At 48.2% G+C, this 12,560-nt stretch carries 14 protein-coding genes and 1 pseudogene; 11 read left to right on the top strand and 4 right to left on the bottom strand.

The features are described 5' to 3' along the window. The first annotated feature begins 161 nt into the window (after positions 1-161). The 7 genes from ACQZQY_RS13960 (at position 162) to ACQZQY_RS13990 (ending at position 4,931) form a co-directional block, all read left to right on the top strand. Complete coding sequence (locus ACQZQY_RS13960; protein ID WP_431297192.1) at positions 162-902, top strand: SDR family oxidoreductase; 741 nt, start codon at positions 162-164, stop codon at positions 900-902. A gap of 201 nt (positions 903-1,103) precedes the next feature. Next, entirely contained in the window at positions 1,104-1,742 is a 639-nt protein-coding gene (locus ACQZQY_RS13965) for a dTMP kinase (protein WP_431297193.1), read from the top strand. Between the two features lie 86 nt (positions 1,743-1,828). Next, positions 1,829-2,305: a glutathione peroxidase gene (locus tag ACQZQY_RS13970; protein ID WP_431295816.1), complete on the top strand. Its 477-nt coding sequence runs from the start codon at positions 1,829-1,831 to the stop codon at positions 2,303-2,305. A 218-nt stretch (positions 2,306-2,523) separates the two neighbouring features. Further along, on the top strand, positions 2,524-2,877 hold the full coding sequence (locus tag ACQZQY_RS13975) for an MmcQ/YjbR family DNA-binding protein (RefSeq protein ID WP_390975813.1): 354 nt from the start codon (positions 2,524-2,526) through the stop codon (positions 2,875-2,877). A 272-nt stretch (positions 2,878-3,149) separates the two neighbouring features. Next, the gene (locus tag ACQZQY_RS13980; protein ID WP_056780970.1) at positions 3,150-3,740 is read left to right on the top strand and encodes a GrpB family protein; all 591 of its coding nucleotides are present in this window, start codon (positions 3,150-3,152) and stop codon (positions 3,738-3,740) included. Positions 3,741-3,833: 93 nt separating this feature from the next. Continuing rightward, positions 3,834-4,286: a GNAT family N-acetyltransferase gene (locus tag ACQZQY_RS13985; protein ID WP_200930321.1), complete on the top strand. Its 453-nt coding sequence runs from the start codon at positions 3,834-3,836 to the stop codon at positions 4,284-4,286. A 174-nt stretch (positions 4,287-4,460) separates the two neighbouring features. After that, positions 4,461-4,931, top strand: a complete 471-nt coding sequence (locus ACQZQY_RS13990) for a GNAT family N-acetyltransferase (protein ID WP_431295817.1) — start codon at positions 4,461-4,463, stop codon at positions 4,929-4,931. A gap of 274 nt (positions 4,932-5,205) precedes the next feature. Here ACQZQY_RS13990 and ACQZQY_RS13995 read toward each other — a convergent pair whose 3' ends face one another. The 3 genes and pseudogenes from ACQZQY_RS13995 to ACQZQY_RS14005 form a co-directional block, all read right to left on the bottom strand. After that, complete coding sequence (locus ACQZQY_RS13995) at positions 5,206-5,754, bottom strand: AAA family ATPase (RefSeq protein WP_431295818.1); 549 nt, start codon at positions 5,752-5,754, stop codon at positions 5,206-5,208. A gap of 295 nt (positions 5,755-6,049) precedes the next feature. Further along, positions 6,050-6,403, bottom strand: coding sequence for a hypothetical protein (locus ACQZQY_RS14000; RefSeq protein ID WP_056780961.1), 354 nt, complete (start codon positions 6,401-6,403; stop codon positions 6,050-6,052). 356 nt (positions 6,404-6,759) lie between these two features. Then, positions 6,760-6,902 (bottom strand): annotated as a pseudogene (locus ACQZQY_RS14005) (aldo/keto reductase); the annotation flags it as partial. Between the two features lie 487 nt (positions 6,903-7,389). Here ACQZQY_RS14005 and ACQZQY_RS14010 point away from each other — a divergent pair. Continuing rightward, positions 7,390-8,235 (top strand): GGDEF domain-containing protein, encoded by an 846-nt coding sequence (locus tag ACQZQY_RS14010; protein ID WP_431295819.1) that lies wholly within the window; start codon positions 7,390-7,392, stop codon positions 8,233-8,235. A gap of 582 nt (positions 8,236-8,817) precedes the next feature. Here ACQZQY_RS14010 and ACQZQY_RS14015 read toward each other — a convergent pair. Then, entirely contained in the window at positions 8,818-9,723 is a 906-nt protein-coding gene (locus ACQZQY_RS14015) for a LysR family transcriptional regulator (RefSeq protein WP_421670180.1), read from the bottom strand. Positions 9,724-9,960: 237 nt separating this feature from the next. Here ACQZQY_RS14015 and ACQZQY_RS14020 point away from each other — a divergent pair, with 237 nt between their 5' ends. From ACQZQY_RS14020 to ACQZQY_RS14030, 3 genes are all read left to right on the top strand, one after another. Then, positions 9,961-10,251, top strand: a complete 291-nt coding sequence (locus tag ACQZQY_RS14020; RefSeq protein ID WP_421670179.1) for a DUF1330 domain-containing protein — start codon at positions 9,961-9,963, stop codon at positions 10,249-10,251. Between the two features lie 433 nt (positions 10,252-10,684). Further along, positions 10,685-11,884: an MFS transporter gene (locus ACQZQY_RS14025; RefSeq protein WP_431295820.1), complete on the top strand. Its 1,200-nt coding sequence runs from the start codon at positions 10,685-10,687 to the stop codon at positions 11,882-11,884. 53 nt (positions 11,885-11,937) lie between these two features. After that, positions 11,938-12,552: a TetR/AcrR family transcriptional regulator gene (locus ACQZQY_RS14030; protein ID WP_431295821.1), complete on the top strand. Its 615-nt coding sequence runs from the start codon at positions 11,938-11,940 to the stop codon at positions 12,550-12,552. The last annotated feature ends 8 nt before the right edge of the window (positions 12,553-12,560 follow it).

Here is a 12,560-nt window from a genome sequence, read left to right on the forward strand (position 1 = left end):
TTAGGGAAATCTCACCTTATCATCCGATGGAAAAATTGTACTGCCAGAATCGATTTGGGCAGGGCATCCATTAACGTCGCTTCCACATGATTAAACAGATGACGACTACAGTTATCTTTCGTAAGGTAAGTGCCGATTCAAAGGTTCAAAGGGGCGTAATGATGGGAAGATTTCACGGTAAACGTGTACTTATCACGGGTGGCACCAGCGGTATTGGGCTGGCAGGCGCGCTGCGAATTGTGAAAGAGGGAGGACAGGTTGCCATCACGGGGCTGAGTGACGAACGTCTTGCTCAAACCCGCACGCTGTTGCCGGACACCGCGCTGATCCTGAAAAGTGATGCGGCAAGTGAGGCGGATATTGATGCGCTCGCTACCGCAGTCAGCGGCTGGGGGCAGCTCGACGGATTGTGGCTGAATGCGGGTTACGCAGAAATTGGTGCACCGGAATCCGTTACGGCCGACGCCTTTAACCGCATGATGAATGCCAATGTACGCGGGCCGATGTTGCAGCTTGCATCACTTTCCAACATGTTGAACCCAGGTGCATCCGTGTTGGTCACCGCATCGTCTTCGGTCTACGAAGGTGCGCCCATGACCAGGTTATATGCTGCAACCAAAGGCGCCGTGGTTGCCATGGTAAAAAGCTGGGCCGCCTCACTGGCCGCGCGCGACATTCGCGCCAATACGCTGGTGCCAGGACCTGTCGAGACGAATTTCAGGCACTTCATGTCCGAAGAGTCGCGGCAAAAGTTTGAAGATTTTGTGGTAAGCCAGGTGCCTCTCAGGCGAGCCGGTACCGCTGATGAAGCTGCCGCCGTCGCACTTTTTCTGCTCTCAGACGATGCGTCCTACGTAACCGGAAGCCAGTATGCGGTGGACGGCGGGCTGGTTCACTATTGATGTGAAAAACCAATTTAAATCATTATCTTACTAAATCATCTGGTCATCGATTCATTTACCCGTTTTGGGTGGGGGGATTATGCTGACGCGACAGGCCGCGGCTGCGAACTACAGGGTGGTCGGCTGTTACAAAGAAGGTTATAAGATGCTTTTGCCAGAGTTGAGTGTTAAGCAAAACCTATGTCAAACGTCATTTCAACAATGAGTCGTCCGCTGTTTATTTCTCTGGACGGGCCCAAGGGAGTCGGAAAAACCACACTGCTGGAGGCCATGACGAAAGTGCTCAGGGCAGATAACAAAAAGGTGATCCGACTTAGCGAGAAAAAAAGCGATCCTTACAGGGGGGAAACAATGGCCCTCGTGAACAGGCTCGCCAGACATCCCTCCCTGGAATTGGAACGGGAAGTGTGTGAGCGTTTTGCTGATAGCCGTGCCTGGATTTCCGAGCATGTGCTGCCTAAACAGCCACCGGACAGCATTATCTTAATGGATCGCTGGTACCCGTCGGAAGCCGCGTTTCGCCGGAAGGTTCCATTTGCAGAGATCTTACAGCTTAATATTGAACGAAACGTGCGTACGCCAGACCTGCATATCGGGGTGGTTACTGCGCCTGACATTTCATGGGCCAGAGCCGCGGCCAGAACGCGTGGGCTAAGCAGTACTGTCATTCATAAACTGGAAGAGCATGTCGCTTGTAGCAGGGCGTTTGAGCGAGAAGTTACAGCTCAGGGCTGGGTGTTATGCCGTAATGAAGGAATTATCGAAGACGCAACGGCGCAGGTTATTTCTGAGATCTACAGAGTGCTTAAATACCCGGCAGGCATCGGTTTTGCGGGCTGAGCTTCTGCCGCATGTCGCCTGTTATTACAGCAACTTATTCCGTCACTCTTTGTTCGACTTTGCACATCTTCTCTGAGGAGCCCGACATGACCACCTTTCATCAACTCACCGCCACCAGTCTGAGTGGGCAGTTCATCTCTATGGCCGACTATGCGGGTAAGCTGGTTCTGGTGGTGAATACCGCCAGCCATTGTGGCTTCACGCCGCAATACGCAGGCCTTGAATCGCTCTACAAGAAGTTCGCTCCCCAGGGGCTGGTGGTGCTTGGTTTCCCCTGTAACCAGTTCGGTAATCAGGAACCCGGCGGTGCCGACGACATCGCGCAGACCTGCCACATCAATTATGGTGTGAGCTTCCCGATATTCGAAAAAGTGGAGGTCAACGGCCCGGCTACGCACCCGGTGTTTCGTTACCTGAAAGACGAATTACCCGGTGTGCTGGGTGGGCGGATCAAGTGGAACTTCACTAAGTTCCTGATCGGGCGCGACGGCAAACCCCTCAGGCGTTTTGCACCGATCACTACGCCGGAGAAAATGGAAGCTGTCATTGTTGCTGCACTTTAAATCTAGGCGTTCATGTAATTCGAATCATCCACATTCAGAGAGCTTCTGACAAACTGATTATATCCTGATGCGGTTAACAACCGCTTTCGCCCTAAGCTGCCCCACACCAGTGCTTTCGGACTCACCTTAAATAGAATGCGGATGACTAAAATAGCCATGAACCCGGTATTATAACTTCCAGAGTAAAATATAAAGTAAGTGATGTTAAGGAAACTATGATGAAGAGAGATGCATTATACAGCTACGCACGAGAACACTTTAAATCTGAACCGGAATATCTCTGGAGCAACCTGCCGGGCTACGCAGTACTCAGGCATCACGACGGTAAGAAATGGTTCGGTATCGTGATGAATGTATCTGGCACTAAGCTGGGTCTAAAGACGGAAGATCAGGTCGATGTGCTAGAAGTGAAAGTCAGACCGGAGCACATCGGCTCATTGCGTAAAAAAGAGGGTATCTTTCCTGCTTACCACATGAACAAAGAGCACTGGGTCAGCATACTTCTTTCCAGTCCGCTCTCTTCCAAAGAAATATACGAGCTGCTTGAAGATAGCCATGATCTAACAGCCTAATAAAATATATCAGGAAGGGTTCAATGAAAAAGCTGGGCTCACACCCAAAAGCATATACACCAAAGAATCTGCACAAAGTTATGACCGCTATGGGTAGTTGGATATAAAAGTGCTTATGTCTTCTGCGAGAGCTAATCTTCAGCTTTTCGCTCACAGCGGACCATTCATATCTGTATGTCTGCTTCGTGCCAGGAGCGGACGTTTGAGAGACATCCAAACCCATCTCCTGTACGCTATTGTTCATAATTTGTATGGTCGATAGGTGTTGGTTTATGGTTAGCCCAAAAGAAATAATGCAGCATTATGTCATTGATCCTCAGGATAGTTATTTTGTTAATGGCGTACCGCCGATTGAGAATGTTGCGGTCGTTGCTTATGATCCCCTGTGGCCGGAAATATATTCATCGTTAGCATCCACTATTAAAAATAAATTAGGTTCGAATTTACTAAGAATTGATCATATAGGTTCTACGGCGGTACCTGGTCTGGCTGCCAAACCCGTTATTGATATTGATTTGACAGTTGCTGATGCTACAGATGAAAAAACTTATGTATTAGCACTTGAGAGTCTTGGGTATAAACTAATTGTGCGTGAGCCTCGCTTCCATGGACATCGTCTTTTTCATTACGATAATCCCAGAGTTAACCTTCATGTTTTCACTCAAGACACTCCTGAAACAATCCGACATGTGCTTTTTCGAGATTGGTTGCGACAGTCAAAGAAGGACTGCCAGCTATATGCTGACGTTAAATTAGATGCAATTAAAGGTTGTAGCTTAGATATTCAACAATATCACGAAAATAAAAGCAAAGTGGTGCGTGAAATCTATCAGAAAATATTCAAACATTTAGGCTATATCTAATATGTTTCTTGACCGTTATTGTTTGATATTTACACCAAATATTATGGTTGAAAATCAAAAGCTGAAAAATACAGATAAAGAGATGTAGGAAGAATGATGCAAATTTCTTTAAGAATCGCCACCAACGCTGATCTCGCCATCGTTAACGAGCGCTATGCTGAGATTGATTTTGTACCGTCACTTGCAGGGGAACTAATCGTATTGGCGACTGATGGCGATAATATTGTTGGTCAAGGTAGAGTTGTAACAATCGATACAGAAAGCGGCGAGCTTGGGGGAATTTATGTTTTTCCCGGCAATGAGGGTCTGGGGATCGCCCGTAAGGTGGTAGATTTCCTAATTAAGAACTCAGGTCTGTCAGTTCTTTACTGTTTACCTTTTGCTGAGCTTGAAGGTTTTTACGGGTCAATGGGATTTGGTACCGTCAAAGATATAGAGAAAATCCCACCGGCGGTTATCAAAAAGCATGAGTGGTGCCTGAGTAACTACGATAAAACCGTACTCCTTCTGAGTAAGGAGATGAACGTATGCAGATACTCAGACTAAAAACAGATCGCTTGCTGTTAAAACCATTAGGCACCAGAAAGTGCTGTACTACCGACAGGTTAAAAAACTGAATATCCGGGAAACAGCAGATGCCACAGGCTATAGTTGCTCTCAAGTATGTAGCATCCAGACCCTTTACCGGCAGGCAGAACGCGTTACGACTAACGAGGTTTTATGAAAATCAGAAGGTTCACTAATGGGGATGAAATTGCGTTATTCAGGGTCTTTTTATCTTCTGTACATACCATCGCATCACACTACTACACACATGAACAAATAGAGGCCTGGGCTCCACCAGATATCGACCCGGAACAATGGGCCAATTACATGAAGGAGCTGCGCCCCTTTGTTGTTGAAGTGGATGGGGAAATAGCTGGATATGCAGATGTTCAGCCGAATGGGTACATTGACCATTTCTTTGTCTCAGGAACCTACCCGAGACAGGGAGTAGGGACGCTACTGATGAATTGCATTCATGAAGAAGCTAGACAACTTGGAATTGCTGAACTTACTTCAAATGTGAGTAAGGCTGCGGAAGAGTTCTTTCTACGGCACGGCTTTCATGGAGTGGAACGGGGTTTTCCTGTCCGTCGTGGCGTGACACTACAAAATGCATTGATGCGGAAATATTTGGCGAAACAATAGAAAGCTGGTTGAAGGAAAGTATTGACCTTTTCGCCTGATTGAAATCAGTCAGTACAGAAAACCATCATAACGTACAATATTTTCCGTTTCCCAAACGGAGTCCTGAATTGGCGCAGTCAATTAAGTCAACGGGAGAATAACGTCGGCATCCCGTTCAACGCAGTCCCTGGATTTTTTCACAGGCAGGTCTGTGCCAGGAGCGGAAGTTCTATATTCACTAGAATATGGCAGGTTCAGGCATGGTGATTCATCATTAAGCGCAGTTACCGTTCTATCAGCGTAATATCCTGGAAAGGATGAAATCCACACGTTCCTCTACAGAAACGCATGGTAATTCAATCAACTGATAGTCATATATACGGTATGCTTTCACCATCGCGTGATATGTCGCGGCGGCGACATCGAAAGATTGCTTGCGCTCTGTATCCTGTACATATATGTCACGCCAGGGTGGTGCAATAAATACGGTACGGTTATAACGAAATTTCGCAATGGCGTTATCCAGATGCCTCGGTATGGTAAGCTCTTCAAGGCTTAAATAACCCGCAACATCAGGAACTCCACGATCGAAGAAGCATGGTCGTGTTTGCCCTTCCGCTTCGTGCCACGAACGCATTTCCCAAGATAGCATGAGCTCTGCAAAAGCTGTTCGATTGGCCCACGGCAATGCATCACCCTCTATGTTAATCTGGTCCTGTATAACACCTCTTCCAGCTTCTTTTGAACACCAATACCCTCGTTTTATGATCGTATCAATTATCGTGCTTTTGCCTGACCCCGGGCCACCCGTCAGAATGAAACGATGTTGTAAAGCTGAAGACATTGAACCCTCCCAAACATTTATAGACGCGATAAAGCAGCAATATTGATGGCGTACTTTCCGCGCGTCGCCATATTACCTGTTGATGGCATGACTAACTACGTTTTATCCTGACTCGCATGTCCTCTTCTCGCTCACAGCGGACCTCCAGCCTGGTTAGCTCATCTCCATTCTGCGCTAGGCTGGATGACCCATGCGAATTTACTGAGAAGGCTACCGGTTGCCAGATTATGCAGCCAACATGAAGCTGACCCTGACCCGAAATCCTGCTCCAGTCAGAAACAGAATTCCGGATGATCTACACTCCCTGAACTATGCCTGCCGCCTTATCGTATATCTCGTTTAACTCTTCTACAGTTGGTATTAGCATCAACGCCGATGTTAAGTTGTATCTTGCTCTTTCAACCTGCTCCAGATTCCAATCTTTCTGCGATAAAAGAGATAAGCGAGTCACCTCACTATCTATTAGCTCTACATTCTCGACTAGCCACTTTTTAGTCGCTAGCATTGCCGCAACTACTGTTGCACGATCTACCTCTGAAGATGCAAGTTCAAATTTCCCACAATTATAATCAACATCCGGTAGCGTCTGCTTGAATGCAGATACCAATGCTTCCTTCATCTGTGGGCTAAAATCTATGCGAGGACTCATCAAAACCCCTTAGCGTTTGTTTATTTATTGCTCGTTTTAAATCGACAGCCAAATGTTTATAGAATGCTGCACTAGTCTGTTCCCTGTTTTCAGTATCCCGAATCTTGCATTGTTTCTCCTGCTCACGGGTTTTTTCTTAACTTTCATAAAAATCAATCAATGGCATTTTCACCTCGATTAGTGGTTTGGTGAAAGTATTTCTTATTATTTGATTATCAAACAGACCACTAAATTGCTGCGCGTAATAGTTGTGACGAACTCCTCGTTAATTCACGCTGAATGCCGTTAGCAATGTCCGAAGATCGCTCTTTGCGGCCCGTTAGTTCAGTTAGCGTTGCATCGACTCGTTGAACTCACAGCGCGTTGCCGACCTGGGTTTCGTTCAGGCAGTAGGCGGCGGTATCAATCAGGCGATAACCTGTATTGATGGCATCAATAACGGCGCGCTGCATACGGCGGCATCCGTCATCTGAAAAACACCAAAGCCCAGCAGCGGCATGTCGATACCATTGTAAAATTTTACCGTTTACATGAGGTTATCCTTCAGCTGTTGTGTCGGAAAAGCATAACGCAGAGTGATTAATTTGATTATAGTGGGTAATTCTCTAGGGTTTATTAGGTGAGCTCATTAATTTAGAAAAAGTGATGGTCGGCTTTGTGCTGCGGGTTAAAACCCGGCGAGAGGGCGGAGGGAACCCACTTCCCTTGTTACCCATTCTGATAACTTAATAGGTCGTCCGGGTGTGACAATATTTCGGTAATCATGAGTTTACGCCTTTATCTGACAGAGGTACTTTTGAGTTACCTGTTTTACCTGACAACTGTCCCGATCGCAGCGAGCCTGTGCGGTGTGGTGCGTCAAACTGACACACGAAAACACCGTCTCCATGGGTCCTGGTTTTAAACATCATCCACCACTACGGAAATTCAATATGCTGCAGTCTTCATCCGTTCGCTTCAGGGTGGCGGTTATCCTCCGGGTTTGCATGGCACTCACTACTGCTGCCATTGTGGCCATCAGCGCAGGTTCCCCACTGGGCACCTTCCGTGAAATCATGTCCAGTCCGGGGTTATATATTGATCTCTTCTTCTTGCTGCTCCTGATTTTTACCTTGGGGAATGTTGCCTGTGTTTTCGTTGACGGACGTCCCCTGAGCGGAGCAATTAACGGCCTCATACTCTGGATCGCTGCAGGTGCATTCGATGTGATGGATGAAATAGTCAGTCAACCGCGATGGGTGGGCTACTTCTGCGAAGATTTGTTAAAGCTGTCCGGAATGCTTCTCACCGTTATTAGCGTCTATTGCATCATCATGCGGATGAATTCACGTTTTTCCGTGGCGCAGACCAGCGCCCTGCATGATGAACTCACCCGGCTTCCGAATCGGCGTTATTTTGTGGAAACCCTCAGCAGCACGACCAGTACACAGCTGTCCATGATGATCATCGATATTGATTTTTTCAAGCACATCAATGACCGCTGGGGGCATGATGCCGGTGATGGTGTTTTGTCCAGATTCGGCGAACAGCTGGCGGGTATCAGTGGGCCTGCACTGAAAGTTTTCCGTATCGGTGGAGAGGAATTTGCGGTAATCGGCGAGGGGCTTTCCCGGTATGAGGTGATTCGCTATGCAGAATCCATCTGCAGGAATGCCCGGAACATCAGACTGGATGATGGTCAGGGTATCTCCGTCAGTATCGGGGTTGCTTTCCGGAAAGTTGGGGAAAGCCAGCAGTCGTTAATGAAAAAAACCGACATTGCGCTCTACCGGGCAAAGGAAAACGGACGAAACAGAATTGAGTTGGCCGGCAATGAAAGGTCTGTATCTTAACCCTGTTCAGATATCCTCCTGACATTAAGGTAATTGCCGCCCTTTCGCAGCCTGTCAGTGTCAGCCGTAAAATAGACATGAATAGAGTAATCGAAGAGTTTTGCATGAGATAAAAATGTGATTTACATCACAATTGAACTCTCTTTAATCGCCGAAAAATTAAGCTATCCGATTCGACGGCAGGGATGAGATGTCACCCTGCCGTTTTTTTTATGTGACACAGCGATTTATCGATGATGTGCAGCGCCAGGCCACAGCACGGAGATATCGTTGCGGCCAGCGTGCAGGGGGAGTTTATGATCAAATGGCTTCTGCGGACGTCGAGACTGACGCTGCAGCCCATGACCCCTCCTGGTCGCCGATTCATGTCTAATGAGATGTATACGCGCGACTCTCTCAATACGTTTAACGCCGAGCCGGCAAGGTCAAAAGACTCTGCAGCGCTGATCGGACCTTCTGCTCAGTGAGTCAATCCGCTTCGTGCCAGAAGCGGACATGGCAAATGCCACGATGTTTCAATTAACAGGCACCAAATAAATAACCAGGCTTTCACCCCCTTCGTTTTTCTCATTCACTCAGACATTAGTCAAAATAAGGTTTCAACACTTCTTCAGTCCACTTCATAAAAGCCCTCACTCTTTGCGAAAGATTGCGCCTGTGCGCGACAACGAAAGATGCATTAAGCGGCATGGGCCGCAGATTGGGAAGGATTTCAACCAATGTTCCACGTTGGATATGGGGCAGGAGTGCGGAATACCCTCCCTGAATTAACCCTAAACCCGCCAGTCCTGCTTCATGGTAGGCCGGTACGCTGTTAACCGTCATCGTGCCGGGTAACATCAGCGACTTGTAGCCATCACCTGACGGATATTCCCATCCGTCAGGTTTCGCGCCAAAATTGCGCATGTAATGAACCATCCTGTGCCCCTGATTAAGAAGATCATCAATCGTCTGCGGCACATCGAAGCGTTTCAGATAGCCAGGGCTCGCTGCATTGATCATCCGTAATTGTCCTAGCGGCCGGGCGATCAGGGTTTCATCAACAACAGGTCCCAGACGAATGACGCAATCAAATCCTTCCAGAACTAAATCAACACGGCGATCAGTACTCGAAAGCTCAAGTTCGAATTCCGGGTGCGCGTCCAGTAGTTTTGGTAGTGCGGGGATAATCACGCTTTCTGCCAGAATAGCAGGCATATCAACACGCAAACGCCCTCGCAGAGACATTCCGCCAGGTGAAAACATTGAATGCAGTTCGTCTGCTTCCGCCAGCAAGTCTCGTGCACGCGAATAAAAAATGCGGCCATCTTCGGTCAACTGCACCGTCCGAGTGGTGCGGTGCAAAAGTGTAGCGCCTACGTCATGTTCGAGCTCGCGCACCACGATTGAAGCACGTCCTTTCTGAATACCAAGGCTTTCAGCTGCCTGGGTAAAACTCTTCATTTCCGCAACTCGCGCGAAAATAATCAGTGCCTCAAGATTTTTCATTGTTCCTCTTTAAGATAACAGTGCGTTAATTATCAGGTTATTTATGCCTACTGTAATGCTTAATAGACTGTCTTCACACCGCGTTATCCAGCGCAGACACTTGCTGAAGGCAATTATCATGACTCAACCCCTTTCAATCTGCCGATGCTTTCCCTGAAGAAATGTCATCAGGTGATCCAGAAAAAGCACGCCTGTATGGCGCCGGAATAAATCACACCTAACAAAAGAGATAAAGAAATGAACAAAGGATATTTAATCGCGCATGTCACTGTATCGGACGCTGTTGCCTACGCCGAATATGCTAAGGCTGCCGGAGAAGCAATGCAGGCGTTCAGTCCAAAGGTTGTTGCCTGGTCCGGGCAGTATGAAAACCTTGAGGGGGAATCCCATGAAAGGCATGTTGTTTTTGAGTTTGCTTCTTTTGCCGAGGCCAAACGTTTTTATGAGAGTCCTCAATATCAGGCAGCCAAAGCAATACGTGCAGGTGCTGCGACCGGAACTTTTGTGCTGGTTGAAGGAGGCGCTTAATATTCGGCGTAATGCTTGATAGAAAAGATAACGGCTTTGGCACGAAGGTCTGCCTGATGAAAGACCTTCGTGCCAGATGTGATGCTCATTGGGCATCATGGGAATGTTATGAAAGGAAACCACTTCACTATTTGCTGCCTGCGGTGAGCTAAAACTCTAAGCGTATGGCCACCAGGGTTTAAATCTAGCCTTACCATTATCCTCGCGCCATTTCTATCATCCCTCTTTCAACACGAAATACAGATGGCGTTCCTCGCGCAGCCCCAGGGGTTCAATGACGTTGACGGGGCGGCAGATGGGCACTATTTTTGAGCCTGGTTCACGAGTACCAGCAGCAAGGTTCAGGTACTGAACATGCATAAGCCAGGCAAAAAAACTCAGGCACAGTGCCTGGGTATTTTTGTGATGATCAAACTTTCCGGGACTAATGTTGATGAGATTACGTTCGCTGCAAGTACTCTGTTTGCTCAACTTTTTTATCGCTGATGTTCGCGATGGACTCGGGCCATTTTTAGGCATCTTTCTGGTGTCCCATCACTGGCGCGCAGAAGAAATTGGTCTGGTGATGACGGTGGGAGGGCTGGCCGGATTGTTAGCCACGTTCCCCGCAGGGATGATCGTCGATGCCACACGTTACAAACGTCTGTTAATTATCACTTCATCCCTGCTCATTACGTTTAGCGCGCTGGCCCTCTGGTATTTCCCGACGTCCACCGTGGTGGTTTTATCGCAAATCATTACCGGTATCGCGGCAGCCATCGTTGCCCCCGCCATTGCCGGCATAACCTTAGGCATCACCGGTCAGAAAGGCTTTTTGGTGCAGATGGGCCGAAATGAAGCCTTCAACCATAGCGGTAATATGGCGGTTGCCGTGCTGGCGGCCATAACCTGCTGGATCTGGGGCACAGGTTCCGTATTTTTACTGATGACCACGATGGCTGTATGCGCCGTGGTGTGCACATTAGCGATCAATAAAAACGATATAGACCATGATGTGGCGAGAGGGGTTGAAAAACACGAAGGTCCGGCCGTTTCTGTCTCGGTTCTGGCGTTGCTAAAGCGACCTGAACTGGCTGTAACCGGAGTGACTCTGCTCCTCTTCCACCTGGCGAATGCTGCACAATTGCCGATGTTAAGCATGAAGGTCGCTTCCTCTCCCTCGGGTTCTCTGTTCACGCCGGGTACCTATGCGGCACTTACGGTCGCGATTTCTCAGGCGGTGATGATCCCCGTTGCATTGCTGACGGCCAGATATGCCTCAAAATATGGCTACGCCAGACTTATCGGTATTGCGCTGATCGTATTACCCTTTCGCGCCGCAATTGCGTCTTTATGGAGCAATGAATTCGTTATATTTCCCGTTCAGGCGTTAGACGGTGTCGGTGCAGGTATTTTGGGCGTGGCCGTACCCGGACTTATTGCCTCGTTATTTAATGGCTCAGGGCATATCAACGCAGCACTTGGACTCGTGATGTTACTCCAGGGGCTGGGCGCCTCATTCAGTCCGGCGCTGGCGGGTGCCATCGTCAGCCATTCGTCATGGAGCTTCGCCTATATGATTTTGGCGGTCATTGCGCTCTGTGCTCTTTTCATCTGGCTGATTTTTAGCAGGCACATTAGGAATGTGACTTAATTACCAAATGGTCACTCGTTGTCAATTAAGGTTCATTAAGTTAAGCTGGAAAAATGACTGAAAATATCAATGTACACCCTCCAAGAGGGCCATCGGATCACAGCGTCCGCGATCAGATCGTGGACGCTGCGACAGAGCATTTCGGGCATTTTGGTTATGAGAAAACCACGGTGTCGGAACTGGCTAAATCAATAGGATTTTCAAAATCTTATATCTATAAATTTTTCGATTCCAAGCAGGCGATCGGCGAGGTGATCTGCGCTAACCGGCTGGCGATGATCATGGAAATTGTCAATTCTGCGATTGCAGATGCCCCGTCGGCCTCCGAGAAATTACGGCGTTTATTCCGCGCCCTGACTGAAGCCGGCAGTGATTTGTTTTTTCACGATCGCAAGCTTTATGACATTGCTGCCGTCGCTGCGCGGGATAAGTGGCCTTCGGCGGAGGCGTATGAAAAGCGGTTGCGACTCCTGGTTGAGCACATCATTGTTGAAGGGCGGCAGTCGGGAGAATTTGAACGAAAAACGCCGCTGGACGAGGCCGCACATGCCCTGTATCTGGTGATGCGCCCCTATATCAGCCCGATTCAGTTGCAGCACAATCTCGACACGGCACCGGCTGCGGCGACTCTTCTGTCCTCACTGATACTGAGAAGTCTGTCACCCTGAGTTTTGTG

Origin of the sequence: Rahnella sp. PAMC25559 (assembly GCF_050632365.1) — a bacterium.
GTDB classification, from domain to species: Bacteria; Pseudomonadota; Gammaproteobacteria; order Enterobacterales; family Enterobacteriaceae; genus Rahnella; species Rahnella rivi.

What these genes read in the sequence shown, in the direction of transcription:
- ACQZQY_RS13960 (WP_431297192.1), top strand. Translation starts at nt 162, where the DNA reads ATGGGAAGATTTCACGGTAAACGTGTACTTATCACGGGTGGCACCAGC.
- ACQZQY_RS13965 (WP_431297193.1), top strand. Translation starts at nt 1,104, where the DNA reads ATGAGTCGTCCGCTGTTTATTTCTCTGGACGGGCCCAAGGGAGTCGGA.
- ACQZQY_RS13970 (WP_431295816.1), top strand. Translation starts at nt 1,829, where the DNA reads ATGACCACCTTTCATCAACTCACCGCCACCAGTCTGAGTGGGCAGTTC.
- ACQZQY_RS13975 (WP_390975813.1), top strand. Translation starts at nt 2,524, where the DNA reads ATGAAGAGAGATGCATTATACAGCTACGCACGAGAACACTTTAAATCT.
- ACQZQY_RS13980 (WP_056780970.1), top strand. Translation starts at nt 3,150, where the DNA reads ATGGTTAGCCCAAAAGAAATAATGCAGCATTATGTCATTGATCCTCAG.
- ACQZQY_RS13985 (WP_200930321.1), top strand. Translation starts at nt 3,834, where the DNA reads ATGATGCAAATTTCTTTAAGAATCGCCACCAACGCTGATCTCGCCATC.
- ACQZQY_RS13990 (WP_431295817.1), top strand. Translation starts at nt 4,461, where the DNA reads ATGAAAATCAGAAGGTTCACTAATGGGGATGAAATTGCGTTATTCAGG.
- ACQZQY_RS13995 (WP_431295818.1), bottom strand. Translation starts at nt 5,754, where the DNA reads ATGTCTTCAGCTTTACAACATCGTTTCATTCTGACGGGTGGCCCGGGG.
- ACQZQY_RS14000 (WP_056780961.1), bottom strand. Translation starts at nt 6,403, where the DNA reads ATGAGTCCTCGCATAGATTTTAGCCCACAGATGAAGGAAGCATTGGTA.
- ACQZQY_RS14010 (WP_431295819.1), top strand. Translation starts at nt 7,390, where the DNA reads ATGGCACTCACTACTGCTGCCATTGTGGCCATCAGCGCAGGTTCCCCA.
- ACQZQY_RS14015 (WP_421670180.1), bottom strand. Translation starts at nt 9,723, where the DNA reads ATGAAAAATCTTGAGGCACTGATTATTTTCGCGCGAGTTGCGGAAATG.
- ACQZQY_RS14020 (WP_421670179.1), top strand. Translation starts at nt 9,961, where the DNA reads ATGAACAAAGGATATTTAATCGCGCATGTCACTGTATCGGACGCTGTT.
- ACQZQY_RS14025 (WP_431295820.1), top strand. Translation starts at nt 10,685, where the DNA reads ATGAGATTACGTTCGCTGCAAGTACTCTGTTTGCTCAACTTTTTTATC.
- ACQZQY_RS14030 (WP_431295821.1), top strand. Translation starts at nt 11,938, where the DNA reads ATGACTGAAAATATCAATGTACACCCTCCAAGAGGGCCATCGGATCAC.